This is a genomic window from Amycolatopsis acididurans (assembly GCF_012328925.1).
In the GTDB taxonomy this organism is placed as follows: domain Bacteria; phylum Actinomycetota; class Actinomycetes; order Mycobacteriales; family Pseudonocardiaceae; genus Amycolatopsis_E; species Amycolatopsis_E acididurans.
Genome location: NZ_JAAXLS010000037.1, coordinates 23,328 through 47,345, shown reverse-complemented (window position 1 = coordinate 47,345; position 24,018 = coordinate 23,328). Strand labels below are relative to the sequence as shown.

The window sequence follows — 24,018 nt, the reverse complement described above, 5'->3', positions numbered from 1 at the left end:
TCACGGCTCACCGCTGGGCGCGAAGGGCTTCGAAGACTTCGTCGTCCCAGCGGTGAGTGCGGATCAGCCGGTAGCGCTCGCCCGCGACCCACATGTAGGCCTCGGCCTCGGTGCGGTTGCCGATCAGGTCGGCCTGCCGCATCAGGTCCACGACGGGCCGGTATTCGCTTTCGTACCAACGGAATAGTCCTTGACGATCAGATCGCCCCGGTACCGGATCCCGCCAGGGTTGAGTTTCGTGGTCACCTCGGTCACGTAGGCGTCTACTGTGGACAGACCGAGGGCGTGCGCGACGGACACGCGATGGTGGCCGTCCACGATGAAGTGCAGTTCGCCGACGCGGTAGACCTCGATCGGCGGAATGCTCTCGCCGCGGCGGGTGGCCAGGGCCAGCCGCTCCCACCGCTCGCGCACCCGGCCGGACGTCGGCCGGAACCGCCGGTCGAAATCGCGGCCCCGGTCCACGCTGCCGACGATCGAGTCGAGCTTGATCACGCGCAGCCCGATCCGCCGCTCTCCGGCGTAGCCCACCGCCTCGACCACCTCGTCGAAGGGCAGCATGATGTTGACGTCGTCGGGTTCGCGGCGCAGCCAGGACGTTGCGCACCTGGGTTTCGCCGATCCGGCGTTCGGGCTGCGGTTCAGGCCCGCGACGTCGACGACACGACCGTTCGCGTTGATCGCCCCGGCCGGTCCAGGCCATTCGCGCGGAAACCCGTCCCGCATCGACGAACACGCAGGGCGCGTTCAGTGCGTCGATGGGCCGCGCATGCACCCGACACCAGGCGTCAGTGGGCGGCGCGCGCGAGATCCGGATGAGACGCGATGGCCACCGCCACCCCCGTGATCCACAGGATGGTCAGGGTCAGCGCCCAGAACTTCAGGTTCGTCAGCAACCGGGACATGGGGAAACTCCTTTCGAAGAATCAGGAAAGAACTAGAGCCATTTGTTCTTCCTGAATATTCGGTAGAGGAGCAGGCAGATCCCGAGAATCAGGACCAGCACCAGCGGATAGCCGAACTGCCAGTGCAGTTCGGGCATGTAGTCGAAGTTCATGCCGTAGATGCCGGCGATCATCGTCGGCACCGTGATGATCGCCGCCCACGCGGTGATCTTGCGCATGTCCGTGTTCTGCTGCAGCGAGATCTTCGCGACCGTCGCGTCGACCAGGGTGGTCAGCAGTTCGTCGTAGGCGGCCACCCGTTCCGACACGGTGGTCAGGTGGTCGTCGACGTCGCGGAAGTAGGAGCGCACCTCGTCCGGCACGAGCCGGGTGAAGCCCTCGGCGAGCCGCCGGACCGGGGTGGCGAGCGGCATCACCGCCCGCCGCAGCTCCAGCACCTCGCGCTTCATCAGGTAGATCTGCTCGGCGCTGATCACCGTGCGCGGGGCGAAGACCCTGGTCTCCATCTCCTCGATGTCGTCCTCGACGGCGCTGGTGACCTCCAGGTAGTGGTCCACCACGTGGTCGGTGATGGCGTGCAGCACCGCGGCCGGACCCGCCTTGAGCGTCTCGGGATCTTCGTCCAGATCGCGGCGCAGCCGGGCCAGCCCGGAGTGCGCGCCGTGCCGGACCGTGATGATGAAGTCGAGCCCGAGGAACGCCATCAGCTCGCCGGTCTCCACGATCTCGTTGGCCGTGGTCGGCGACTCGTGTTCGACGTAGCGCAGCGTCTTGAGCACCATGAACAGGGTGTCGTCGTAGCGTTCGAGCTTGGGCCGCTGGTGCGCCTGCACCGCGTCCTCGACCGCCAGTTCGTGTAGCCCGTACATCTCGGCGATGCCCTGGATCTGCTCCTCGTCCGGCTCGTGCAGCCCGATCCACACGAAACCCTCGCGGCGCCGCCGCACCTCCTCGATCGCGGAGGCGTGCGTCCAGCGCCCGGGCAGCCGCTTACCGTCGACGTACACGGCGCAGTCGACGACGTAGGCGGACATCGGCACCGGGATCGGAGGCTGGGCGCGGGAACGGCCACCGCCACGGCCGCGCAGGCCGCCGAGTGAGGGAATCGCAGGCATGAGATCTCCTGGCTGACGTAGATCGTGCTACGACGGCCGGACGGAAACGCTTCCGCTCGGCCAGCGCCCAGCGAAACCCGCGAAAGTTCTTGCTAGCGGCCGGAGAAGGCCCGTGCGGGAACGCTGGAGTTACTAGGGAGCGGACTATCGCCACTGCTCATCTTGCGTTCCTCACCTCCTCGGGCCGGGGACACTGTGCCAGTCGTCGCGTTGCGTTGACGCGATGCCTCCGTTGGTCGAGGGTACTCCTCAACGTACGTTGACGTCGCTCCAGGTAGGTGTGGCGTTACCCGCAATAGGAGGTAGGAACGGTGCAGTTCGGTCGGTACTTCGAGGAGTTCGAGGTGGGCGCGGTGTACAAGCACTGGCCGGGCAAGACCGTGACCGAGTACGACGACCATCTGTTCTGCTTGCTCACGATGAACCATCACCCGCTGCACATGGACGCGCACTACGCGGGTGAGACGACCGATTTCGGCAAGAACGTGGTGGTCGGCAACTACATCTACTCGCTGCTGCTCGGCATGTCCGTTCCGGACGTCTCGGGCAAGGCGATCGCGAACCTCGAGGTCGAATCGCTCAAGCACGTCAAGCCGACCTTCCACGGCGACACCATCTACGGCGAGACCGAGGTGCTGGACAAGACGCCGTCGAAGTCGAAGGACGACCGCGGCGTGGTCTACGTGGAGACCAGGGGCTACAAGCAAGATGGCACGATCGTGTGTGTCTTCCGCCGTAAGGTGATGGTGCCGAAGCGTTCCTACGGCGACGTGCGGGGCGGTGAGCAGCCCGCGCGGCCGATTCCACACGAGTAGGAGGACTGGGTGGCCGGACTGGACGACGTCAAGCGGCGGCTGCGCGTGTTCGCGGCCGACCAGGCGGCGGGGGTGTCCCCGCTCTACGAACACCTGGCCGAGCGCGCCGCCGAGGACGACGACGTCGCGGGACTGCTGACCGCGGCACCCGACGACGCGGCCGACCCCGCGCTGCTGCTCGCCGCCGCGCACCGCCTCGTCCAGGCCGAGCCCGTCCACCCGCTGTTCCGCTACTACCCCTCGCTCGGCGGCGCCGACGGCGTCGACGACGGCACGTGGCCGACGTTCCGCGAGTTCCTGCTGGAACGCGCGGACAAGGTGCGGGCGCTCATCCGGTCCCGGCGGGTCGTCGGCAACGAGGTGAGCCGCGCCGCGAGCCTGTACCCGGCGGTGGCCATGGCGGCGAAACAGGCCGGCGGCAAGGTCGCGTTGCTCGAGGTCGGCTGCAGCGCGGGCCTGCTGCTGGGGATGGACAAGTTCGGGTACCGCTACCAGTGCGACGGTGGCGAGCAGTTGACGGCGGGGCCCGCGAAAACGCCGGTCGGCCTGCACTGCGCGCTGGAACTCGGCGAAGGTGCGCGGCTGCCGAAGCTACCGAAGAAACTCGCGGTGGGCGCGAAGATCGGACTGGACGTCGAGCCGATCGATGTGTCCGATGAGGACGAATTGGCCTGGCTCGAGGCGTGTGTCTGGGCCGACCAGTTCGACCGGATCAAGCTGTTGCGGGCGGCGGCCGCCGCGCAGCGCAAGGACCCACCGGAGCTGATCGCCGGCGACGCGGTGGACGATCTCGGCACCGCCGTCGCGCGGGCGGGCGACCTGCCGCTGGTCGTCGTGACGAGCCGGGTGGTCGCACACCTCGGGGAGCGCGGCGCCGAGTTCGTGGCGGCGCTGGCCAAGCTCGGCGCGGACCGGCCCGTGTGGTGGGTCAGCGACGAGCCGTACGAGGCCGCGCTGGCGCACGTGCTGCCCGGCCAGGACGAGCTGAACTTCTGGGACGGCGACGGCGCCTGCACGCTCGGACTCACGCGGTGGCACGACGGGGAAGTGGACGCGCGGGCGCTGGCGCTCACGTCGAAGTTCGGGCAACGGATGACCTGGCTCGCTTCCTGAGCTTGTGCGCGGGTGGGCACACGCTCAGGATGTGGCCATGGCCGTCACAGATGACACCTGGTTCACGCCGCTGACCCCGCTCGCCTTCCTGGAACGGTCCGCGGAGGTCTTTCCCGACAAAGAGGCGATCGTCTACGGCTCGCGCCGCGTGACGTATCGCGAGTTCGCCGCGGAGGCGACCCGGGTCGCGCACGCACTGCGGGCGTGCGGTGTCCAGCAGGGGGACCGGGTCGCCTACCTGCTGCCGAACATCCCGGAGATGCTCGTCGCGCACTTCGCGGTGCCGCTCGCGGGTGCGGTGCTGGTCGCGATCAACACCCGGCTGGCGCCCGCGGAGATCAAGTACATCATCGAGCACTCCGGCGCGCGGGTGCTCGTCGTGGACGCCGCGCTGCACGCGTCCGTGCCGCAGGGCCTGGACCTGGCCGAGATCGTGACGGTGACCGATCCCGCCTCGGGCGCGACACCGGAGCCGTCGGTCGGCGGGATCTCCTACGAGGACCTGCTGGCGCGGGGCGACGACCGCCCGCTGCCGTGGACCGTGGACGACGAGCGCGGCACGATCTCGATCAACTACACGTCCGGCACGACGGGCAGGCCGAAAGGCGTGATGTACCACCACCGGGGCGCGTATTTGAACTCGCTCGCGGAGATCATCCATTCGCGGCACACGCCGGAGTCGCGGTACCTGTGGACGCTGCCGATGTTCCACTGCAACGGCTGGTGCACGACCTGGGCGGTGACCGCGATCGGCGGTACGCATGTGTGTCTGCGTGCGGTGGACGCGGCGGAGATCTGGCGGCTGCTGGACACCGAAGGCGTGACGCACCTCAACGGCGCGCCCACGGTGCTCGTCACGATCGCCTCGCACGAAGGCGCCCACCCGCTGCCGCACGAGGTCGTGGTGACGACGGCGGGTGCGCCCCCGTCGCCGACGGTGATCCGGCGGATGTCGGAGCTGGGTGCGCGGCTGACGCACGTGTACGGGCTGACGGAGACGTACGGCCCGTACACGGTGTGCGAGCCGCAGGAGGGCTGGCTGAAACTGGACATCGGTGAGCGCAGCAAGGTCATGTCGAGGCAAGGTGTGGGCATGATCGTCACCGACGGTGTGCGGGTCGTGGACGACGAGATGCGTGACGTGCCGCGCGACGGGGTCACCATGGGCGAGGTCGTCATGCGCGGCAACAACGTGATGGCCGGGTATTTCAACGACGCGGAGGCCACCGAGAAGGCGTTTCGGGGCGGCTGGTTCCACTCCGGCGATCTGGGCGTGTGGCATCCCGACGGTTACATTCAGTTGCGAGACCGCGCGAAGGACATCATCGTCTCGGGCGGCGAGAACATCTCGACGATCGAGGTGGAGGCCGCCATCGACTCGCACCCCGCGGTCCTGGAGGTCGCGGTGGTCGGCGTCCCGAACGAGAAGTGGGGCGAGCGGCCGAAGGCGTACGTCGTGCTGCGGCCGGGGGAGAGCTTGGAGGAGGCGGCCCTGCTGGACCACGTGCGGAGCCAGATCGCGCGGTACAAGGTCCCGGAGACGGTGGAGTTCGTGACCGAGCTGCCGAAGACGTCGACGGGCAAGATCCAGAAGTTCCAGCTACGCGAACGAGACTGGCAAGGCCACGAAAGCCGGATCCAGTAGCGGAGGTCCGCCCAGAACGCCCAGTCGCGAGTTGAGCATTCCCAGCCGCGAGTTGAGCGTTCCCGGCGCCCGAGTCGGGCTTTCTCCGTGCACGAGTTCAGGTTTCCCTGCGTTCGGCCTTCCTGCCCGAGCCGGGCGCGAGTCCAAGCTTGCCTGCGCGCGTCGGGGCTCCCCCGACTCACGCGTCGGGGGCCTGGCCTTGGACACGGGAAAGTCTGAACTCGCGCACTCGGAATGCCCGGCTCGCGCATCGGGAACGCTCGACTCGCGCGCCGGGAAGTCTGGACTCGCGCGCGGGGAGGCCTGGACTCGCGCACCCGGAAGGCCCGACTCGGGCACCGGGAAGGTCCGGCTCGCGCGCCGGGAAGTCTCGACTCGGGCGCTCGGAACGCTGGACTCGGGCGCCGGGAACGCTCGACTCGCGGCGGGGGTGGGTTAGCAGCGGGGGAGGCTGTTCCAGTCACGGAGCGTCTCCGCCAGGCCGTCGGTCAGGGCCAGTGTGTCGAACGCCTCGGCGTCCACCCAGCGCGCGTCCGCCGCATCGTCGCCCGCCCGGAGGGTGCCGCCGGCGACCTCGCACACGAAGTCGTAGATCTCGTACCTGCCCCGCACGACCATTCCGGCCAGGCGAATCGGCCGGACGTCCAGGCCGGTTTCCTCGCGCATCTCGCGGATCACTGCCTGTGTGTCCGTTTCACCCGGTTCCACCCGCCCGCCGGGCAGCGACCACAGGCCGCGGCCGGGATCGTGCCCCCGCTGGATCACCAGGAGCCTGCCGCGCTCGTCGTGCGTGATCGCGCCCACACATCGAACCGGGTTGTGCTCTCGCGACCGCATGTGCCGACATTAACCCAGGACCGGCCACACGATATGTACACGGAGAGTAGTCATGCGGTACGATCCAGAACGGACACTGACCCAAGCGCGGGACTTTCCTCCCGCACCCTGGCTCAGTGCGGTACAACGTTACTGGTGAGCTTGCTAGACCGATGCCGGAGCAAGAGACGGGATTGATCGTAGTGAACGCGAAGAAAATTGCCGGGCTGGTGGCGATCGCGTTGGTCTTGTTCTTCGTGATCGCCCAGCCGGGTAACGCGGCGAACCTGGTCGGCAACATCCTCAGCTTCCTGCGGAGTTCGGCCGAAGCGGTGATCACCTTCGTAAGCAACGTGTTCAGCAAATAGCGGCGAAAGGCCTGGCCAATGTTCGCCCCCCGCGATCCCGACGAGTACCTGCTCGACACCGAGCGGCGAGTCGTTCGGGTCCGCAGGCACTGGGCGGTGCTGGCGTGGGACACCTTCGAGGCGATCGCGCTCCTCGCGATCTGCGTGATGGTGTCCTACCTGCTGCCGCCGTCGTTGTACGTCGTCCAGAACATTCTCTGGTACGCCGCCCTGCTGGTGGTGCTCGTCTTCGCGTTCAAGGTCATGGAGTGGTGGGTCGAGCGCCTCGTCGTCACCGACAAGCGGTTCGTGCTCACCAGCGGGGTGTTCACCACCAAGGTCGCCATGATGCCGATCAGCAAGGTCACCGACCTCACCTACGAACGCACGGCGTGGGGCCGCATGCTCGGCTACGGCACGGTGATCGTCGAATCCGCGGGGCAGATCCAGGCCCTCAACCGCATCGACTACCTCCCGCGCCCCGAAGAGTTCTACGACACGATCTCCGAGCTCGTCTTCGGCGACAAGCAGAAGCAGAGCGAGCGCTTCTCCATGATCAAGGCCCAGCGGCTGGCCCGCGGCAAGAAGATGGTCGGATAGCCGTCAAAACCGCGTAAGACAGAATGGGTCTGATGCGCATCGATCTGCACACCCATTCCACGGTGTCCGACGGCACCGACACCCCGGCGGAGCTCGTGCGAGCCGCGGCCCGCGCGGGCCTCGACGTCGTCGCGCTCACCGATCACGACACCACGGCAGGCTGGGCCGAGGCCACCGACGCCCTGCCCCCGGGCCTGACGCTCGTGCCCGGCGCCGAACTGTCCTGTGTGAGCGACCACGACGGCGGTTACGGCATCAGCGTGCACCTGCTGGCCTACCTGTTCGACCCGACCTCCCCGGCGATCGTCACCGAACAGCAGCGACTGCGCATCGAACGCCGCACCCGCCTGCGCGCGATGGCCAAGCGCATGTCCGAGGACGGACTGCCCGTCGACCCCGACGAGATCATGGGCCTGCTGCCCGCCGACTCCCCGGCAGGCCGCCCGCACCTCGCGCAGGCGCTGGTCCGCGCCGGCCTCGTCGCCTCCGTCGACCAGGCGTTCGCCGAGTACCTCGGCAACGGTCGCGGCTACTACATTCCCCGCCAGGACACGCCCGTCGAGGACGCGATCGACATGATCGCCGCGGCCGGGGGCGTCACCGTGTTCGCGCATCCGTTCGCGCGCAGCCGCGGCCGCATCGTCTCCGCCGACACGATCGCCGCACTCGCCGAGCGCGGTCTCACCGGCGTCGAGGTCGATCACCCCAACCACGATGAGGAAACCCGCGAGGAACTGCGGGGGCTGGCCCGCGAGCTGAACCTCATCCAGACCGGGTCCAGCGACTACCACGGCACCAACAAGACCATCCCGATCGGCGCCGAGAACACCGACCCGGAACAGCTCGAGGCGCTGATGGCGAAGGCCTCCGGCGCACAGGTCGCGGTGGGCTGACGCCTTGGCCCTCGCCGGCTACTTCGACACGACCGTCTTCCTGGAGGCCACGATCACGCTCGTCGTGATCATGGATCCGCCGGGCACCGTGCCGGTTTTCCTCAGTCTCGTCGGCCGCAAACCGCTCGCGGCGCGGGCCCGCGCCGCGCGTCAGGCCACGCTGGTCTCGCTGCTGGTCATCTCGCTGTTCGCGGTCGCGGGGCAGGCCATCCTCGCTTACCTCGGCATCGGCATTCCCGCACTGCAAGGGGCGGGCGGTCTGCTTCTGCTGCTGATCGCGCTCGACCTGCTCACCGGCCGCGGCGGCAGCAGTGAGCCCGAAGTGGTCGAGGACGTCAACGTCGCGCTCGTACCGCTCGGCACGCCCCTGCTCGCCGGTCCCGGTGCGATCGCCGCGACGATCGTGTTCGTGCGCGAGGCGGCCGGGCAGCTGGGCGCCTACGTCGCGCTCGCGGTCGCGATCATCGTCGTGCACCTGGTCATCTACCTGTGCATGCGCTACTCGGGCGTGGTCATCCGCCTGATCAGGGAAAGCGGTATCACGCTGCTCGCCAAGATCGCGGGTCTGCTGCTGGCCGCGATCGCCGTCGAACTCGTTGCCAACTCCGTGCGCGGGTTCATCGCAGGCGGCTGAGTACGGTGGGGGCGTGGTGGAACAACTGGGGTTCGAGTTCGCGGTCGCGCCCAAGCGCCTGACAAAGGTCAGTCCCGCCCGGCTGGCCACGTTCGCGGACTGCCCGCGCCGGTACCGGATGAGCTATCTCGACCGGCCGACGCCGACGCGCACCGGGCCGTGGGCACACAGCACGCTGGGTGCCGTCGTGCACAACGCGTTGCGCGCGTTGTTCGAGCTTCCGCCGGAGCGCCGCACTCCGGTGCGTGCCGCCGCGTTGCTGTCGGAACAGTGGCAGGACGGCGGGTTCGCCGACGCGGCGCAGGCCGCGGCCTACCGCGAGCGCGCCAAGGCGTGGGTCATGGAGTACGTGGAGCACAACGACGTTTCGGACACCCCGGTCGGGCTGGAGCGCTGGGTGTCGGCGCCGGTCAACCCGGAACCGGGCAAACCCGCGTCCATGATCATCGAGGGGCGCGCCGACCGGATCGACGAGCGGGACGGCGAGCTGGTGGTCGTCGACTACAAGACCGGACGTCGCGCACCCGACGAGTACGAAGCCCGTGCCTCGCAAGCGCTTGCCATGTACGCCGTCGCGTCCGCGCGCACCCTGCGACGCCCGTGCAACCGCGTCGAACTGCACCACCTGCCCACGGGCACGATCGCCGCGGCCGAGCACACCGACGCGAGCCTGCGCCGCCATCTCGCCCGCGCGGAGGAGACGGCCGAGGACCTGCGCGCCGCGACGGATAGTCTTGCCGACGGCGGTGACGCGCGGGAGCTTTTCCCGGCGCAGGTAGGCCCGCGCTGCGCGTGGTGCGATTTCCGCCCGAGCTGTCCGGAAGGGCAGCAGGCCGCTCCGGCGGCCAAATCCTGGGAGTTGCTGGCGCCGTGACATCGGGATCGGATTTGACGGAAGCGGAGACGGACAAGCTCGAACTCCCCGCCGAGCCATCGCGGGGCGGCCGCCTGTGGCGCGGGTTCACCGGATCACTGGCGGCGGGGCTGACGCTGCTCGCGGTCGTCGTGCTGGGAGCCGCGCTGGTCTGCGCCTTCCGGCAGGTGCCTGGGCCGGGCCTGGCCTCGCTGATCGGACATCCCATCGCCGCCGTCCTGGCGCTGGGCGCGCAACGCGTGGCCGACACGAAGCGGGGGAAGGTCGCCGCGGCCGCCGGGGTCGTGGTGTGCGTCGCCGTCGTCGTGGCGCTGTGGCTGTTCTGGTGGGACTAGCGCCAGGCGGAGATCAGCACGTCCAGTAGCCCGGCCGGGTTCTCGGTGTTCGGGGAGTGGGCGGCGCCGGGGACGGTCTCGAAGCGCGCGCCGAGGCGGTCGGCCATGTCGCGCTGGGATTCCACGCTCCACGCGTCGTCGCCTTCTCCGGTGACCACGAGCGAAGGCAGGGTCCTGACCGCCAGCGTCTCGGCGAGGGAGTCCACCAGGTCCGGCTCGTTCCGCAGGCCGTCCGCCATGCCCAGCAGCGCGTGGGGACTCGACGAGACGAAACGGCGGCGGTAGAAGGCTTTCAGCTCCGCCGGGACCTGTGCCCACGACGGGAAGCGTTCGTTCATCGCCTCCCGCACGCTGTACGCGGCCTCGATGCCGTCCTTGCGCAGCAAGGGTTCGCCCTGCTTGAGCGCCTCCCTGCGCGGCCCCTCGGGCAGTTCGGCGGGGCCGCTGTCCATCAGGGTCAGACCCGCGACCGGTGCACCGGCCAGCACGGCGCCGCGCGCCACCAGACCGCCGTAGGAATGCCCGAGCAGGATCACGCCGCCGCCGAGGAACTCGGCCACCGTCGCGACGACCTTGCCCAGCGCGGCCGGCAGGTACGCCTGTTCGTCCGCGGGCCCCGGCGATTCGTACTGTCCCGGCAGATCGATGGCCACGGCACGGAAACCGGCGTCGGCGAACCCGTCGAGCAGCGGGGCGAAGTCCTCTTTGGACCCGGTATAACCAGGCACCAGCAGGATCGTCGTGTCCCCGGCGGTGCGCAACGCGGCGATCGGTCCGTACGGTCCCGGCAGCTCGACCCGTTCGGCCCGGTGCGGGTGCAGCTGGGCGGTCACTTCAGCGCCGTCACGGTGTCGCCCCGCTGCTCCAGCAGCACCGGCCCGATCGTGGACAGACGCACCGGCCCGGTGTAACCGTGCCGGTCCACGCCGATCGTGCGGATCGTGGCGCCGTTCTGCTCGTTGAGCACCGCCAGCCCGCCCTGGATCGGCACCACGAGCTGGTTGTCGAACAGGACGCCGGGCCCGAGCGCGGAGCTGAGTGTCCACTTCGGAGTGAGGTCGTCTCTGGACAGCGCCATCATCTTGGAGCCGGTGAACCAGTACACATTGGCCGCGGTGCTGCTGGTGACCGGCGCGCCACCGGCCGGGTCCGCGGCGAGGTCGCTCGCGGGCAGGTCCAGCGGGTAGGCGGCGATCTGGTCGCCCTCGGGGCCGTAGAGCACGAGCAGTTTCTGGTCGGGCATCGCGACCGCCACGTGGTCACCCGACATGGCGACCATGCGTGCCTTGTAGCCGGGCAGAATCTGGCTGAACGAGACCTGCGGCTGGTCGGAATCCTTCGGCACCGCGCGGTAAACGGTGATGCGGTCGCCCGGATCGCCTGGGCAGCGCTCGACGACCGCGACCTTGCTCGACGCCGCGGCCACCGAGCCGTAGGTGCAGCCGACGCGCGGCTGCTTGTCCGGGTTGACCAGCGCGGGAACCTGGCCGTACTCGACGGTCTCCACCAGATCGTCGCGCCAGGTGTCGATCAGTGTGGGCCCGAACGCGGTCACGTACGCGCTGTCGGTGACCAGGCGTGTGCCCAGTTCCGCGCTGCCCGTGCGCTGCGCCATCCGGTGCCCGGTGTCGGCGTCCAGCGCGATGACCTCGCTGCAGCCGCTCAGCCCGTCGACCCCGTCCTTGCGGAACAGGGCCACGGCACGCGACCACGCGGTGCCGACCGTGCACAGCTGGAGATCACGGGAGTAGCGCCAGCGGACCTGGCCGGTGAGCGGGTCGCGGCCGAGTAGTTCGCCGCCGGACGCCGTCACCGTGGTCACGCCGTCGGCGACCGGCACCGGTTCCGCACCGTTGGGGGCCGACCACAGTTCGGTCAGCGTCGCCGGCACCGCGTTCGGTGCGGAAGGCAGCGCCGGGCCGGGCGCCGCGGTGTCGGACACCGTCGCGCGGCTCTCGCTGCCCGCCCAGACCACCACACCGGCCGCCACCGCGACGACCGCGATCAGTGCGGCGATCACCCGGTCCTGCCGTCGATTCCACGGCGACCGGCGCTCCTCGCGAACCGCGGTGTGCCGGGGCGGCCCCGACGACGCCGGAACGCCACCGGCCAGCACGTCCTCGACGCCGATGATCTGGGTGGCCTCGGAGTCGTCGTCGGGCCTGCGATGACGTCCTCGTACCGACCCCTCGGCACTGTTGCGCGACGGTCCCTCGGCGGGCTCGGTCACTCCTACTCCCGGTTCTTCGGCGCTGGTGGTGCTCAGTCTGCCGAAGCCGGTGTATCAGATGTGTTGGCGGAGTTCACCCGCCGGCGGCGCCTGCGCCGGGTGGGGCGCTCGGCGGCGTCTCCGCCGTCGCCCGCCGACGGCGCGGTGGTGTCACCGCCGCGCGTACGACGCCGGCGCGGACGCTCCTCGTCGCCGCCCTCCTTGGTCTTCGCCGTGGCGTCGGCATTCTCGACCGCCTCCGCCGCTGCCGCGCCACCACGGGTGCGGCGGCGCTTGCGGGCGCGCGCCGGTGCATCCGACGTGCGGCGCTTGCGGCCGCCCATCTTCTCCTCCGGTTCGGCGGCCAGTCCGGCCCGCGTGCGCTTGCTCAGCGGCAGGCGGCCGGTCGCGTCCTCGGGGATGCCGAGGTCGGAGAACAGGTGCTTGGACGTCGAGTACGTCTCCACCGGCTCCGGGATGTCGAGGCCGAGCGTGTCGGAGATCAGCTTCCAGCGCGCCTCCTCGTCCCAGTCGACGAGGGTGATCGCGACGCCCGTCTTGCCCGCGCGGCCGGTGCGGCCGATGCGGTGCACGTAGGTCTTCTCGTCCTCCGGCGTTTGGTAGTTCACCACGTGCGTGACGTCGTCGACGTCGATGCCGCGCGCCGCGACGTCGGTGGCGACCAGCACGTCGATCTTGCCGGAGCGGAACGCGCGCAGCGCCTGCTCACGGGCACCCTGACCGAGGTCACCGTGCACCGCGGCGGCGGCGAACCCGCGCTCGGCGAGGTCGTCGGCCACCTTCTGCGCGGTGCGCTTGGTGCGCGTGAAGACCATCGTCAGGCCGCGGTCCTTGGCCTGCAGCACGCGGGCGACCAGCTCGGGCTTGTCCAGCGAGTGCGCGCGGTAGACGAACTGGGTGGTGCGCTCGTGCACCGCGCCGGCGTCGTTCTCCTCGGCGCGGATGTGCGTCGGCCGGTTGAGGAACGTGCGGGCCAGCGTGATGATCGGGCCCGGCATGGTCGCCGAGAACAGCATCGTCTGGCGCTCGTCGGGCACCATGCCCAGAATGCGCTCGATGTCGGGAAGGAAGCCGAGGTCGAGCATCTCGTCGGCCTCGTCGAGCACCAGCGCGCGGACCTTGCCCAGCACCAGGTGCCGCTGTTCGGCCAGGTCCAGCAGGCGGCCGGGGGTGCCGATGACCAGGTCGACGCCCTTGCGCAGCGCGTCGATCTGCTGCTCGTAGGGGCGGCCGCCGTAGATCGCCAGCGTGCGGATGCCCAGGTGCTTGCCCGCGTCGGTGAGGTCGTGCGCGACCTGCAGGCACAGCTCACGGGTGGGCACCACGACCAGCGCCTGCGGCGTCCCGTCGCCCGGCGTGGTGATGCGCTGCAGCACGGGGACGCCGAAGCCGAGCGTCTTGCCCATGCCGGTGCGGGCCTGGCCGATGACGTCGTCACCGCTGAGCGCGAGCGGCAGGGTCAGCGCCTGGATCGCGAAGGTGCGCTCGATACCGGCCTCGCGCAGGGCCCGTACGATCTCCTCGTGCACGCCGAACTCGGCGAACGTCGGGTTTTCCGGCTCGACGACGGCCTCGGCCTGTAGCGGGTGCGAAGGGTCGGTGTCCGGGACGCCGCTCTCGCTGTGCTCCAGGGCCACCGGGTTGGTTTCTGTTCGGTTGTCGGAATTGCTTGCGGTCAGTGTGATCGCCTCTCTCGTACCAGCGCGCACTGCCCGGCCGGTTCTGGCACTCGACCGCGGGATTTCGATCGCGGGAATGCCGCTCAAAAGGCGTGCACGCACACTGTGTTGTTCTCAAACCACGAGGTGCGGTTCGATATCCGCCGCCCAGCTCGGGGCGGAAGTTTGCGGGTATACAGCATCGAGTGTACCGGCTGACCCCCTGGCCTCGGTGTTTCGGGGGCGCGTGTCCACGTGGGATCGGTCTCGTTGCCGCTCGCGGACAGGGCCGGCGCCGCGCCCGCCACCGCCCTCGACGAAGACGCGGCTACATTCGTAGCGTGACACGAGAGATCAGTGAAGGCGTGGTTGACCTGCTCGGCGTCATCGCCTACGGCGAGCTGTCCGCGTTCGACCGGATGGCGGAGGACGCACGGACCGCACCCACACTCGCGGGCCGTGCGGCGCTCGCGGCGATGGCGGCGGCCGAGATCGGGCACTACACCCAGCTGTCGCGGTACCTCGCCGACCACGGGGTCGCGGTCGAGGACGCGATGCGGCCGTTCGTCGGGCACATCGACGCGTGGCACGCCTCGACGGCGCCGAAGTCGTGGCTGGAGTCCCTGGTCAAGGCGTACGTGGGGGACGGGCTCGCGGCGGATCTCTACCGTGAGGTGGGCAGCTGGCTGGACGAGGAGACGAAGGACCTCGTGCTGACCGTGCTCGCCGACACCGGCCATTCGGCGTTCGCGGAGCGCGAAGTCGCCGCCGGTATCGAGGCGGATCCGAAGGCGCGGGACCGGCTGGCGCTGTGGGGCCGGCGGCTGCTGGGAGAGGCGCTGACGCAGGCCCAGTACGTGGCCGCGGAGCGGGACGGGCTGACGGAGCTGATCGTGTCCGGTTCGGGGGATCTCTCGGGAATCGCGGCGCTGTTCCGGCGGTTGCAGCAGGGGCACACCAAACGGATGCAGAAGCTCGGACTCGGTTAGCCTTGTCCGCAGATACCGTGACGCAGAACTAGGCGGAGGTCACACGTGGAGGTCAAGATCGGCATCAAGGACACCCCCCGTGAGCTGGTGGTGTCCAGTGGCCAGTCGGCCGAGGAGGTCGAAGCGCTGGTCGCCGACGCGCTGAAGGCCGGGGAAGGCCTGCTCCGCCTCACCGACGACAAGGGACGCAAGTTCGTGATCCCTTCCGACCGCATCGCCTACGTCGAGATCGCGCCGTCCGACGTGCGCAAGGTCGGTTTCGCCGTCGGCTGACCAGGCAAGATCGCACGCGGGAGCTTCACCGGATGGTGGGGCTCCCGTTTTTCATGTGAGGCGGGTGCGGATGGTCTCCAGGTGGGCCGCGTCGACACCGGCCGCGAGCAGGTAGTCCTGTGCGTCCAGCCCGGCCACGACCGCTTCGACGGCGGCTCGCGCGGTGGTGTTCTCCCGGGCCAGGATCCGCTCGACCAGCGGTCCTTGGTCGGGCTCGCCCAGCTTCTCGAACAGGGGTTTCACCGCGGCCGTGGACCGCAGGTAGTCCTCGGCGATGGCCTGCGGGGTCGCTCCGGCGAGGCCCAGCAGGAGGATCGCGACCAGGCCGGTCCGGTCGCGGCCTGCCCGGCAGTGGAACAGCGCAGCCGGTTCGGCCCTGGCGAGTGCCGTGATGGCGGCGGCGCAGCGTTCGGCCTTGTGCGCGAGGAACGCCGGGTAGTAGAGCGGGCAGCAGATGAGGTCGCCGATGTCCTGCCAGAACCGCCGGTCGGCGACGTCGTCCAGGGGCACGTGCACCGTGGGGATGCCGGTGCCCGGGCCTCTCTCGTCGTCGTTGCGCAGGTCGACGATGGTGCTGACCCCACTTGCGCGCCAGCCCGCCGCGGTGACGAACCGCGGGTCGGCGGAGCGGATGTAGGCGCCGTATCTGGTGCGGCCGCCGTTCAGCGTCGGCAGGCCACCCAGGTCGCGGGTGTTGTAGAAGCCGTTCATGCGCCGATCTTGGCGGTTGTTCCTGGGGGAGGGTCAACTATTCGGTCTGTTTCGGGTGGCCGACAGCCGCGTGCTGCACCCACACCGTGCGGTGGTCCTCGTCCACGAGGTACCAGATGCGAGCCCCGCCGGTCACCTCGATCTGCCACCGTGGCAACACGCGGCCTCGATGCGTGCCGGTGGCAAGACTCCCCTTCAGCTGATGATGCCGCCCCGTCGGGCTGCCAGGCGCCGGGTTGTTCCGCATCGCTTCCCACGCTCGGCGCAGGTTGCCTGAAGCGGTCGCCTCCAGTTCCTTCCAGCCGGCGATCGCTGCCGTGGTGGCGTACCGGATCGCCCATTCGTTCGCGGTCGGCGGCGGTGCGACCGGATCTCCGCGTTTGGGGCTCACTGCGCCGCAGCCGGTTCGGACACCGGCCCCAGGTCCTCACCCTCTTGCGTCAGGGTTTCACGCAGCGCGGGGTCGGCGTGAATCTCGGCGGTGTGGTGCCACGCGTCGAGCACCCTGGTGACCGGTGCCGGATTCTCCAGCGAGTCCGCCGCCTCCAAGGTCTCCACCAGTTCCGTGACGAATGCCGTCAAGTCCTCGGGCGGCAGGAAACGCGCCCAGGGAAACACCTTCGGGACCACCCGCATGGCCGCCGACCGGGTCTCGTCGTTGTACCCCACCAGTACGGCGAGGATGCCCGCCGCGGCCGAAGAAGCCTGCCGTGCCTGCTCCGCTCGACTGCTCAACGTCAGCAAAAGATCCTCTTCATCGGCGGCGCGACGATGCACGCGTAACGCCTGACCGGGCGAGAGCTGGAGCTTCTTGAGTGTTTCCTTCGGCCGGTTGAGTAGATCGGACAGGTTGACCTCGGCGAGAGTCATAGTTTCAAATTAGTTCGAAACTGGGCCCGTCGCAAGCAGATAACCTCAGGCCGTCAGTTCGGGCAGGGTTGTGGGGACCGTGAACGGTGGGGTGCTGGTGCCCAGGATCCGGTATCGGCCCCACGGGTCGCGGTCGGACAGTTCGCCCTTCGCGGAGCCTTGCGGGGTGCGGATCTCGGCGGGCCTCTTGCGGCCCTCGAGCAGCTTGTCCAGTTCCGCGTGCTCGGCGATGCGGCCGTACCAGCGGTAATAGCCGTCGATCGGCTGGAAATGGCCCCGCAGGTCCACCTCGACCTCGAACTCGGTGCCCTCCACGACCAGTGTCGCGGGCCCGTTGTAGCCGTCTTCGTCGTCAGCCGGCATCGCTGTCCTCCTCGGCCTCGGCCGCTCGTAGCTTGATGACCTTGTTCTCCTCCAGCGGCAGGTTCGGGTCGATGACGACCCCCTGCTGCCTGGTCAGCCCGTCGATCGCGGCCCAGATGATCTGGGTCAGGTACTCCACGACCGAGTCCCGGCCCATCGACCGGCGCTCCAGCCACCATTCACCGGTGTTCTGGACCATGCCGACGATCCCGTACGCCCACGGTTCGGCCGCGCCGGAATCCATGCCGAGCATCCGCATGTAGTCGCCGAGCAACGCGGTCAACGCGGTCGCGATGAGTTCCTTGTCCTCGGCGACGAAGTCGGAGTCGGCCGGTTTCTCGGTGAACGTGCCGCGCGCGAGCAGCCGGTACAGGTTCGGGTGTTCCTCGATGACGGTGAAGAACGAGTCCAGTGCCATCCGGATGCGGGGGACCGGCGCCAGTTCGGCGTTGATCGCCGGGACGAGCTTCGAGAAGAGGATCTCGGTGCCGCGCTGGCCGAGCGCGACGTAGAGATCCGCCTTGTCCTCGAAATGCCGGTACAGCACGGGTTTGGTGACTCCGGCCGCGACCGCGACGTCCTCCATCGCCAGCTCGGGCCCGTGTTCGTCCAACGCCCGGAGTGCGGCCTCGACGAACTCCGCGCGCCGTTCCACCCGGTGCTTGCGCCACCGGTCCCGTCGCGCGTCGCCGGTCGACGCCTCGCCTGGCTTGGCCTTACCGCTGCGCTTGACACGATCCGCCACGAGCGAGATGCTACCAGAGGTAACTGTTACCTTGAGTTACACGCAACGGGAGGCGCAATGACGCGAACGCTCAGGGAGCCGGGGCGGGAGAAGACCGCCGAACGGCTGCTGAAGTCCTCGGCCAGCAAGTTCTACGACCCGGACGTCGACATCGACTGGGCCGCGCCGCTTCCCGAGAACATGCCCTACCAGCCCGAACACCGCTGCTCGCTGTACGGCACGCACCTGTGGGACAAGCTCTCCCCGGAACAGCGCCTCGAACTGGGCAAGCACGAGCTGGCCAGCGTCGCCAGCAACGGCATCTTCTTCGAGGTGCTGCTGATGCAGATGCTGCTCAAAGAGGTCTACAACGCCGACCCGACGACGCGCCACGCCCAGTACGCACTCACCGAGGTCGCCGACGAATGCCGGCATTCGACGATGTTCGCGCGCTCGGTCGAACGTGTCGGCGCGCCCGCGTACGGACCGCTGAAGATCGTGCACCGGGCCGGCAAGCTGCTGCCGCTGGTCGGCTACGGGCCGGCGCTGTACGGCTCGATCCTGGTCGCCGAGGAGATCCTCGACCGGATCCAGCGCGAGAGCATGGCCGACGAGAACATCCAGCCGCTGGTCCGCATGGTCAACCGGATCCACGTGCTGGAGGAGGCGCGGCACGTCACCTTCGCGCGCGAAGAGGTCACCCGCGGCATGCAGAAGCTCGGCAAGGTGGAGCTTCGCTACCAGCGCTGGCTGATCGCGCTGGTGAGCTTCGCGATCACCCGTAGCCTGGTCAACCCGCGTGTCTACAAGGCCGTCGGGCTCAACCCGAAGGAAGCCTGGCACACGGCGATGGACAACCCGCACTTCCACGAGACCATCCGGTGGTCGGGCGAGCGGATCATGGCCTTCCTCACCGAGGCCGGTCTGGTCGGCGCGCCGGGAATGCACCTGTGGCACAAGTCGTTCTTGCTGGAGAAGCGATGACGGCGGTGGTTCGCCGCAGGGGGGTGGGCCACCGTTTCGTCACGCGCGACGGCACCGCCCTGCACGTCGATTCGCGCGGTCCAGAGGATGCCTCGAAGACGGTCCTGCTCGTGCACGCGTGGACCCAGGACCACACCGAGTGGGACCCGGTCCTGCCGCTGCTGCCGCCGGATGTGCGCACGGTGCGCTACGACCACCGCGGCCACGGGTTCTCCGCGCCCGCCGGACCGGGCACGGCGACCGTCGCCCAGCTCGCGGACGATCTCGCCGAGCTGATCGCCGACCGCGCGCCGGAGGGCAGACTCGTGCTGGCAGGCCATTCCATGGGCGGTATGACCCTGATGGCGCTGGCCGAGCGGTATCCCGAGCTGATCCGCGAACGGGTCGGCGGTGTCGCCTTCGTCGCCACGTCGTGCTCCGACATGGACCGTTTGACGCTGGGCCTGGGCGGCCGTGCGGGCAACGTCGCGGCCCGCACGGACAAGTCGCTGGGGCGGGCACTCGTCCGCTACGGCAAGGATTCCCTGCCGATCCCGGCGGTGCTGGCGCGGCCCGCGACGAAGTGGCTCGCGTTCGGCAAGAAGGTGAACCGGGCCGACGTGCGGCACATGACGGCACAGTTCCTGCGCGCACACCCGCGCAGCGTCGGCGGGTTTCGCGATTCGATGACGACGCACGACCGCCGCGCCGCGCTGGCGACCCTCAAGACGGTGCCGAGCGTCGTGCTGGTCGGCGACCGGGACCGGATCACGCCGATGCACCACGCGAAGGTGATCGCGAACGAGCTGCCGGACGCGGAGTTCGTGCTGTTCCCCGGCGCGGGCCACGAGCTGACCTACGAGCGCACGCACGGCGTCGCGGCCCGGCTGCGGCGGCTGATCGAGTCGGCCTAGGTTCCGGCGATCCCGGCTCGCCGCCGGGTGACCGCTACAGGGGCGGCTGCTGCTGCAGGGGGAAGCCGGCGCCGATACCGCGCCACGCGAGCGTCGCGGTGAGGTCGACGGCCTCCTCGCGGCTCATCGTGCTGTGGTGGGCCAGCCAGAACCTGGCGCTGACCTGGCTCATTCCCACCAGGCCCACGGCCAGCAGCCGCGCCTTCTCCTCGTTCAGCCCGGCGTCCGCGGTGATCGTTTCGGTGATCGCGTTCACGCTGGCCGACGTCGCGCGGTCCACCGCCTCCTGCACCGCGGGCTCGCCGCGCAGGTCGGACTCGAACACCATCTTGAAGGCGCCCGCGTCACCGTTGACGAAATCGAAGAACGCGCCCACCGCGGCCTGCACCCGCTGCTTGTTGTCGGTGGTGGAGGCCAGCGCGCCCTCGACCCGGCCGACCAGCTCGTCGACGTGGCTTTCCAGCAGCGCGATGTAGAGATCGAGCTTGCCGGGGAAGTGCTGGTAGAGCACGGGCTTGGACACCCCGGCCTGTTCGGCGATCTCGTCCATGGCCGCGGCGTGATACCCGTTCGCCGAGAACACCCGCTGTGCGGCGGCGAGCAGCTGCGCACGTCGCTCCGTGCGAGGCAGCCGCACGCCTCGTTGGCTCGCCGTGGCGGCGGTCTCCGTCATGCGTCCCTCCGGTGTCTAACCCATTCGAGATTACTCGCCGGTACCGACAGGTCGCCAAGGCCGGGCGAACATAGGCATCCTGAATCAATGACAGACACGATCCCGGCGGCCGAACCCGAGCAGCTGCTGCCCGCCAGACGGGTCCCCATCACGCACGTCCCCCTGTCCAGCGCAACGTTACCCACCCTCGACCCGAACCTTCCGCCGTGGCCGGGGTCGGTGGAGAGCTCCGGCGGAGTGTCGCTGCACGTACGGCGCACGCCGGGCGCGGGTGACGAGCAGGTCGTTTACGTGCACGGCCTGGGCGGCTCCTCCTCGAACTGGACGGACCTGGCCGCGCTGCTGGCGCCGTACGGCGACGGCATCGCCCCCGACCTGCCGGGTTTCGGTTTCTCCGAACCGGTCGAGAACTTCGATTTCAGCCTCGGCGCGCACACCGAGACGCTCGCGAGGTTCATCGAGGGCATGGGGCCCGTGCACCTCGTCGGCAACTCGATGGGCGGCGCGATCTCGCTGCTGCTGGCCGCACGCAGGCCGGAACTCGTGCGCACGCTCACACTCATCTCCCCGGCGATGCCCGACCGCAGGCCCGATCCGCGCCGGCTGTCCGATCCGGCGATGGCGCTGGCGTACCTGCCGTTGATCGGCCGCCGGGCCCGCAGGCGCCTCGCCGCGATGGGTCCTCGCGAACGCGCCCAGCAGGTGATCAACCTGTGCTTCGCCAACCCCGGCGCGTTCCCGGCGCACCGGCTCGACGAGCTCGAGGAGGAGCACAGCGCGCGGCTGGCGTTGCGGTGGGCCAGTTCGGCCATGAACCTGAGCACCTTGAGCATCTTCCGCACCTGGTTCGCCCGCGGCCCGGCCTCGCTGTGGTCGATCGCGCCGCAGGTCAAGGCGCCCTCGCTGGTGGTGTGGGGCACCGACGACAGGGTGATCTCCGTGCGCCGCGCGGCCCGCACCGCCAGGGCACTGCCGAACGCGCGGCTGCTGGTGCTGCCGAGGACCGGCCACGTGGCACAGATGGAACGCCCGGTTGCCGTAGCGAAGGCCGTTCTGGGCATGTGGGAGCGTGTCGCCGCGAATGTGTGGTAGGCCATCCGAGTGATGGAACCGCGTGCTGTGACGGGCCGGTCGCCAGGCGCGTAACAGTGCGCATGTGGCACCCTTGGGCCCGTGGACCGGGGGAGGAACGGAGCGCGACGCGATCAGCATCAGGCGTCCCGTCGTTCGCATCCCTCCCGTGGCGAGGACCGCTATCGCCCTGGTCACCGCCGCACCACGGGGGAGCCGCTGAGCGCGTCCTGGAAGCCCGCGCCCGCGCAGCTGGAGCAAGGGCCGGAGGAGGCCCGCCGGGCGCGCCGTGAGCGCGGGTTCGTCGCCCGCATCACCAAGACCTACGGCTGGCGCGTGTACGCGCTGCCGATTCTCGTCGTGATCACCGCGCTGGTGGTGTTCAACACGGCCAACTCCGGGCCGCAGCCCGCGACGGACGGCAGCGCGCAGACCACGGGCACCGGCGACGGTTCCGGCGCCAACCTGGCCGAGCGGCCCGCGCTGCCCGCGAACCTCAACGTGCCGACGGCCGAACTGCCCGCCGGCGGCGCGTTCACCGAGTCGGGCAAGGGCACCTGGCACGTCATCCCGCTCTCCGGCGACGCCGGCAAGAAGGTCGGGACCGGCGGCAAGCTGTACCACTACACCATCGAGGTGGAGGACGGGATCGATCCGTCGAGCTACGCGGGCGACGACTCGTTCGCCACGGCGGTGGAGGCGACCCTGTCGAACCCGCAGAGCTGGATCGGCACCGGCAAGGTGAGCCTGCAGCGCGTGGACGCCAGCTACCCCGATCCGGACTTCCGGGTGCGGCTGACCACGCCGAACACGGCGACGCGGGCGGATCTGTGCGGCTTCGGCATCCCGTTCCCCACGTCCTGCTACATCCGCGGGTTCCAGAAGAGCGTGGTCATCAACCTGGCCCGCTGGGTGCGCGGCGCGCTGGCATTCGGTGGCGACATGACCACCTACCGTCAGTACGCCACGAACCACGAGGTGGGACACGCGCTGGGCAAGAGCCACATCGGCTGCCAGGAGAACGGCCAGCTCGCGCCCGTGATGATGCAGCAGACGTTCGGGGTCGCCAACGACTACGTGGCCCAGCTCAACCAGGTCGACATCTACAACTCGAAGGCCGTGCCCGCGGACGGCAAGGTCTGCAAGCCCAATGCCTGGCCGGTGCTCAACCTCGGCGACAGCGCGCCCTCGGGGTGAGTCTCACCATGCGGACACCGGGAATGGTGGGGTGCGACCCTTGTGTTGTGGATACTGGGTCGTCGAGAAACGCGACCAGGCGTGAGATGGAGGACGTCGATGTCAGGCAGCCTGCCGCCGCTCGTTGAGCCGGCCGCCGAGCTCACCAAGGAAGAGGTGGCCCGGTACAGCCGTCACCTGATCATCCCGGACGTCGGGATGGACGGGCAGAAGCGGCTCAAGAACGCCAAGGTCCTGGTGATCGGCGCCGGTGGCCTTGGCAGCCCCGCGTTGCTCTACCTGGCCGCGGCCGGGGTCGGCACGCTCGGCGTGATCGACTTCGACGTGGTCGACGAGTCGAACCTGCAGCGCCAGGTCATCCACGGCCAGTCGGATGTCGGCAAGCCGAAGGCGGTGTCGGCGAAGGAGTCGATCGCGGAGATCAACCCGTTCGTCAACGTCATCCTGCACACCGAGCAGCTGACGAGCGCGAACGCGCTGGATGTCTTCTCCGGCTACGACCTGATCCTGGACGGCACGGACAACTTCGCGACCAGGTACCTGGTCAACGACGCCGCCGTGCTGCTGGGCAAGCCGTACGTGTGGGGCTCGATCTTCCGGTTCGAGGGCCAGGTCAGCGTGTTCTGGGAGGACGCGCCCAACGGCAAGGGCCTCAACTACCGTGACCTCTACCCGGAGCCGCCGCCCCCGGGCATGGTCCCCTCGTGCGCCGAGGGTGGCGTGCTGGGCGTGCTGTGCGCCTCGATCGGCTCGATCATGGTCAACGAGGCGATCAAGCTGCTCACGGGCATCGGCGAGCCGCTGCTCGGCCGTCTGATCAGCTACGACGCGCTGGAGATGAAGTATCGCGAGGTCAAGATCCGTAAGGATCCGGAGACCCCGAAGATCACCGAGCTGATCGACTACGACGCGTTCTGCGGTGTCGTCTCCGACGACGCGCAGCAGGCCGCCTCCGGCCACACGATCACCCCGGCGGAGCTGAAGGCGAAGTTCGACTCGGGCGAGGACTTCGAGCTGATCGACGTCCGCGAGCCGCACGAGTACGAGATCGTCAACATCAAGGGCGCCAAGCTGATCCCGAAGGACAAGATCCTCTCGGGTGAGGCGCTTTCCGAGTTGCCGCAGGACAAGCCGATCGTGCTGCACTGCAAGTCGGGTGCCCGCTCGGCCGAGGCGCTCGCCGCCTTGCACCGGGCCGGGTTCAAGGACGCCACGCACCTCGGTGGCGGCGTGCTCGCGTGGGCGAACCAGATCGACAAGAGCCTGCCGACCTACTGACGCGACGCAAGC

General features: G+C 69.3%; 27 protein-coding genes and 1 pseudogene. 16 read left to right on the top strand and 12 right to left on the bottom strand.

Annotated features, from left to right (window positions below):
• Positions 1 to 7 precede the first annotated feature (7 nt).
• Positions 8 to 597 (bottom strand): annotated as a pseudogene (locus HFP15_RS43090) (ParB N-terminal domain-containing protein); the annotation flags it as partial.
• 340 nt (positions 598 to 937) lie between these two features.
• A complete protein-coding gene (gene corA / locus HFP15_RS32050) occupies positions 938 to 2,020 on the bottom strand; it encodes a magnesium/cobalt transporter CorA (protein WP_168520531.1) in 1,083 nt (360 codons plus the stop codon).
• A 311-nt stretch (positions 2,021 to 2,331) separates the two neighbouring features.
• Between corA and HFP15_RS32045 the strand changes: the two genes are divergently transcribed.
• From HFP15_RS32045 to HFP15_RS32035, 3 genes are read left to right on the top strand one after another with little or no spacing between them, the layout of a single operon-like run.
• Complete coding sequence (locus HFP15_RS32045; protein WP_168520530.1) at positions 2,332 to 2,835, top strand: MaoC family dehydratase; 504 nt, start codon at positions 2,332 to 2,334, stop codon at positions 2,833 to 2,835.
• A gap of 9 nt (positions 2,836 to 2,844) precedes the next feature.
• The gene (locus HFP15_RS32040; RefSeq protein ID WP_168520529.1) at positions 2,845 to 3,948 is read left to right on the top strand and encodes a DUF2332 domain-containing protein; all 1,104 of its coding nucleotides are present in this window, start codon (positions 2,845 to 2,847) and stop codon (positions 3,946 to 3,948) included.
• Between the two features lie 37 nt (positions 3,949 to 3,985).
• Entirely contained in the window at positions 3,986 to 5,593 is a 1,608-nt protein-coding gene (locus HFP15_RS32035) for an acyl--CoA ligase family protein (RefSeq protein ID WP_168520528.1), read from the top strand.
• Between the two features lie 435 nt (positions 5,594 to 6,028).
• On the opposite strand, the gene HFP15_RS32030 is transcribed toward HFP15_RS32035, so the two are convergent.
• Positions 6,029 to 6,430 carry an NUDIX hydrolase gene (locus tag HFP15_RS32030; protein WP_168520527.1) on the bottom strand — a complete coding sequence of 134 codons (402 nt, stop codon included), beginning with the start codon at positions 6,428 to 6,430 and terminating at the stop codon, positions 6,029 to 6,031.
• A 152-nt stretch (positions 6,431 to 6,582) separates the two neighbouring features.
• Between HFP15_RS32030 and HFP15_RS32025 the strand changes: the two genes are divergently transcribed.
• Genes HFP15_RS32025 through HFP15_RS32000 form a run of 6 tightly spaced genes read left to right on the top strand, consistent with a single transcriptional unit; the run spans position 6,583 to position 10,092 of the window.
• Positions 6,583 to 6,777 carry a hypothetical protein gene (locus HFP15_RS32025; protein ID WP_210718143.1) on the top strand — a complete coding sequence of 65 codons (195 nt, stop codon included), beginning with the start codon at positions 6,583 to 6,585 and terminating at the stop codon, positions 6,775 to 6,777.
• Between the two features lie 18 nt (positions 6,778 to 6,795).
• Positions 6,796 to 7,356 (top strand): PH domain-containing protein, encoded by a 561-nt coding sequence (locus HFP15_RS32020; RefSeq protein WP_168520526.1) that lies wholly within the window; start codon positions 6,796 to 6,798, stop codon positions 7,354 to 7,356.
• Positions 7,357 to 7,388: 32 nt separating this feature from the next.
• Positions 7,389 to 8,249, top strand: a complete 861-nt coding sequence (locus HFP15_RS32015) for a PHP domain-containing protein (RefSeq protein WP_446680260.1) — start codon at positions 7,389 to 7,391, stop codon at positions 8,247 to 8,249.
• Between the two features lie 4 nt (positions 8,250 to 8,253).
• Positions 8,254 to 8,883 carry a MarC family protein gene (locus HFP15_RS32010; protein ID WP_168520524.1) on the top strand — a complete coding sequence of 210 codons (630 nt, stop codon included), beginning with the start codon at positions 8,254 to 8,256 and terminating at the stop codon, positions 8,881 to 8,883.
• 16 nt (positions 8,884 to 8,899) lie between these two features.
• A complete protein-coding gene (locus HFP15_RS32005; protein WP_312871861.1) occupies positions 8,900 to 9,757 on the top strand; it encodes a RecB family exonuclease in 858 nt (285 codons plus the stop codon).
• A 14-nt stretch (positions 9,758 to 9,771) separates the two neighbouring features.
• Complete coding sequence (locus HFP15_RS32000; protein WP_168520522.1) at positions 9,772 to 10,092, top strand: hypothetical protein; 321 nt, start codon at positions 9,772 to 9,774, stop codon at positions 10,090 to 10,092.
• On the opposite strand, the gene HFP15_RS31995 is transcribed toward HFP15_RS32000, so the two are convergent.
• The 3 genes from HFP15_RS31995 to HFP15_RS31985 are packed head-to-tail and all read right to left on the bottom strand — an operon-like array spanning position 10,089 to position 13,959.
• Complete coding sequence (locus HFP15_RS31995) at positions 10,089 to 10,925, bottom strand: alpha/beta fold hydrolase (RefSeq protein WP_168520521.1); 837 nt, start codon at positions 10,923 to 10,925, stop codon at positions 10,089 to 10,091. The genes HFP15_RS32000 and HFP15_RS31995 overlap by 4 nt on opposite strands.
• Positions 10,922 to 12,322, bottom strand: coding sequence for an Rv3212 family protein (locus HFP15_RS31990; protein ID WP_312871860.1), 1,401 nt, complete (start codon positions 12,320 to 12,322; stop codon positions 10,922 to 10,924). Before HFP15_RS31990 ends, HFP15_RS31995 begins: the two co-directional genes overlap by 4 nt.
• A 32-nt stretch (positions 12,323 to 12,354) precedes the next feature.
• The gene (locus HFP15_RS31985) at positions 12,355 to 13,959 is read right to left on the bottom strand and encodes a DEAD/DEAH box helicase (protein WP_168520520.1); all 1,605 of its coding nucleotides are present in this window, start codon (positions 13,957 to 13,959) and stop codon (positions 12,355 to 12,357) included.
• A gap of 362 nt (positions 13,960 to 14,321) precedes the next feature.
• Here HFP15_RS31985 and HFP15_RS31980 point away from each other — a divergent pair, with 362 nt between their 5' ends.
• Together HFP15_RS31980 and HFP15_RS31975 are read left to right on the top strand one after the other, a co-directional pair.
• Positions 14,322 to 14,969 (top strand): ferritin-like fold-containing protein, encoded by a 648-nt coding sequence (locus HFP15_RS31980; RefSeq protein WP_168520519.1) that lies wholly within the window; start codon positions 14,322 to 14,324, stop codon positions 14,967 to 14,969.
• A gap of 45 nt (positions 14,970 to 15,014) precedes the next feature.
• A complete protein-coding gene (locus HFP15_RS31975) occupies positions 15,015 to 15,242 on the top strand; it encodes a DUF3107 domain-containing protein (RefSeq protein ID WP_168520518.1) in 228 nt (75 codons plus the stop codon).
• Between the two features lie 51 nt (positions 15,243 to 15,293).
• Here HFP15_RS31975 and HFP15_RS31970 read toward each other — a convergent pair whose 3' ends face one another.
• The 5 genes from HFP15_RS31970 to HFP15_RS31950 are packed head-to-tail and all read right to left on the bottom strand — an operon-like array spanning position 15,294 to position 17,940.
• Positions 15,294 to 15,953, bottom strand: coding sequence for a tyrosine-protein phosphatase (locus tag HFP15_RS31970; RefSeq protein WP_168520517.1), 660 nt, complete (start codon positions 15,951 to 15,953; stop codon positions 15,294 to 15,296).
• 37 nt (positions 15,954 to 15,990) lie between these two features.
• Positions 15,991 to 16,344: a hypothetical protein gene (locus HFP15_RS43085; RefSeq protein WP_168520516.1), complete on the bottom strand. Its 354-nt coding sequence runs from the start codon at positions 16,342 to 16,344 to the stop codon at positions 15,991 to 15,993.
• On the bottom strand, positions 16,341 to 16,823 hold the full coding sequence (locus tag HFP15_RS31960; protein ID WP_168520515.1) for a DUF6247 family protein: 483 nt from the start codon (positions 16,821 to 16,823) through the stop codon (positions 16,341 to 16,343). The genes HFP15_RS43085 and HFP15_RS31960 overlap by 4 nt, the downstream gene beginning before the upstream one ends.
• 45 nt (positions 16,824 to 16,868) lie before the next feature.
• Positions 16,869 to 17,186: a DUF4873 domain-containing protein gene (locus tag HFP15_RS31955; protein ID WP_168520514.1), complete on the bottom strand. Its 318-nt coding sequence runs from the start codon at positions 17,184 to 17,186 to the stop codon at positions 16,869 to 16,871.
• On the bottom strand, positions 17,176 to 17,940 hold the full coding sequence (locus HFP15_RS31950; protein WP_168520554.1) for a TetR/AcrR family transcriptional regulator: 765 nt from the start codon (positions 17,938 to 17,940) through the stop codon (positions 17,176 to 17,178). Before HFP15_RS31950 ends, HFP15_RS31955 begins: the two co-directional genes overlap by 11 nt.
• Positions 17,941 to 17,988: 48 nt before the next feature.
• On the opposite strand from HFP15_RS31950, the gene HFP15_RS31945 reads away from it, so the two are divergent.
• Positions 17,989 to 18,894, top strand: a complete 906-nt coding sequence (locus HFP15_RS31945; protein ID WP_168520513.1) for an AurF N-oxygenase family protein — start codon at positions 17,989 to 17,991, stop codon at positions 18,892 to 18,894.
• Positions 18,891 to 19,787, top strand: coding sequence for an alpha/beta fold hydrolase (locus tag HFP15_RS31940; protein ID WP_168520512.1), 897 nt, complete (start codon positions 18,891 to 18,893; stop codon positions 19,785 to 19,787). The genes HFP15_RS31945 and HFP15_RS31940 overlap by 4 nt, the downstream gene beginning before the upstream one ends.
• Before the next feature lie 34 nt (positions 19,788 to 19,821).
• Here the strand turns inward: HFP15_RS31940 and HFP15_RS31935 are convergent, their stop codons facing one another.
• Entirely contained in the window at positions 19,822 to 20,460 is a 639-nt protein-coding gene (locus tag HFP15_RS31935; protein WP_168520511.1) for a TetR/AcrR family transcriptional regulator, read from the bottom strand.
• Positions 20,461 to 20,547: 87 nt separating this feature from the next.
• Here HFP15_RS31935 and HFP15_RS31930 point away from each other — a divergent pair, with 87 nt between their 5' ends.
• The 3 genes from HFP15_RS31930 (at position 20,548) to moeZ (ending at position 24,006) form a co-directional block, all read left to right on the top strand.
• Positions 20,548 to 21,552: an alpha/beta fold hydrolase gene (locus HFP15_RS31930; RefSeq protein WP_168520510.1), complete on the top strand. Its 1,005-nt coding sequence runs from the start codon at positions 20,548 to 20,550 to the stop codon at positions 21,550 to 21,552.
• An 81-nt stretch (positions 21,553 to 21,633) separates the two neighbouring features.
• On the top strand, positions 21,634 to 22,728 hold the full coding sequence (locus HFP15_RS31925; RefSeq protein ID WP_168520509.1) for a DUF3152 domain-containing protein: 1,095 nt from the start codon (positions 21,634 to 21,636) through the stop codon (positions 22,726 to 22,728).
• A gap of 99 nt (positions 22,729 to 22,827) precedes the next feature.
• Positions 22,828 to 24,006, top strand: coding sequence for an adenylyltransferase/sulfurtransferase MoeZ (moeZ, locus tag HFP15_RS31920; protein WP_168520508.1), 1,179 nt, complete (start codon positions 22,828 to 22,830; stop codon positions 24,004 to 24,006).
• Positions 24,007 to 24,018 lie beyond the last annotated feature (12 nt).

What these genes read in the sequence shown, in the direction of transcription:
- corA (WP_168520531.1), bottom strand. Translation starts at nt 2,020, where the DNA reads ATGCCTGCGATTCCCTCACTCGGCGGCCTGCGCGGCCGTGGCGGTGGC.
- HFP15_RS32035 (WP_168520528.1), top strand. Translation starts at nt 3,986, where the DNA reads ATGGCCGTCACAGATGACACCTGGTTCACGCCGCTGACCCCGCTCGCC.
- HFP15_RS32030 (WP_168520527.1), bottom strand. Translation starts at nt 6,430, where the DNA reads ATGCGGTCGCGAGAGCACAACCCGGTTCGATGTGTGGGCGCGATCACG.
- HFP15_RS32025 (WP_210718143.1), top strand. Translation starts at nt 6,583, where the DNA reads ATGCCGGAGCAAGAGACGGGATTGATCGTAGTGAACGCGAAGAAAATT.
- HFP15_RS32020 (WP_168520526.1), top strand. Translation starts at nt 6,796, where the DNA reads ATGTTCGCCCCCCGCGATCCCGACGAGTACCTGCTCGACACCGAGCGG.
- HFP15_RS32015 (WP_446680260.1), top strand. Translation starts at nt 7,389, where the DNA reads ATGCGCATCGATCTGCACACCCATTCCACGGTGTCCGACGGCACCGAC.
- HFP15_RS31970 (WP_168520517.1), bottom strand. Translation starts at nt 15,953, where the DNA reads ATGAACGGCTTCTACAACACCCGCGACCTGGGTGGCCTGCCGACGCTG.
- HFP15_RS31960 (WP_168520515.1), bottom strand. Translation starts at nt 16,823, where the DNA reads ATGACTCTCGCCGAGGTCAACCTGTCCGATCTACTCAACCGGCCGAAG.
- HFP15_RS31955 (WP_168520514.1), bottom strand. Translation starts at nt 17,186, where the DNA reads ATGCCGGCTGACGACGAAGACGGCTACAACGGGCCCGCGACACTGGTC.
- HFP15_RS31945 (WP_168520513.1), top strand. Translation starts at nt 17,989, where the DNA reads ATGACGCGAACGCTCAGGGAGCCGGGGCGGGAGAAGACCGCCGAACGG.
- HFP15_RS31940 (WP_168520512.1), top strand. Translation starts at nt 18,891, where the DNA reads ATGACGGCGGTGGTTCGCCGCAGGGGGGTGGGCCACCGTTTCGTCACG.
- HFP15_RS31935 (WP_168520511.1), bottom strand. Translation starts at nt 20,460, where the DNA reads ATGACGGAGACCGCCGCCACGGCGAGCCAACGAGGCGTGCGGCTGCCT.
- HFP15_RS31930 (WP_168520510.1), top strand. Translation starts at nt 20,548, where the DNA reads ATGACAGACACGATCCCGGCGGCCGAACCCGAGCAGCTGCTGCCCGCC.
- moeZ (WP_168520508.1), top strand. Translation starts at nt 22,828, where the DNA reads ATGTCAGGCAGCCTGCCGCCGCTCGTTGAGCCGGCCGCCGAGCTCACC.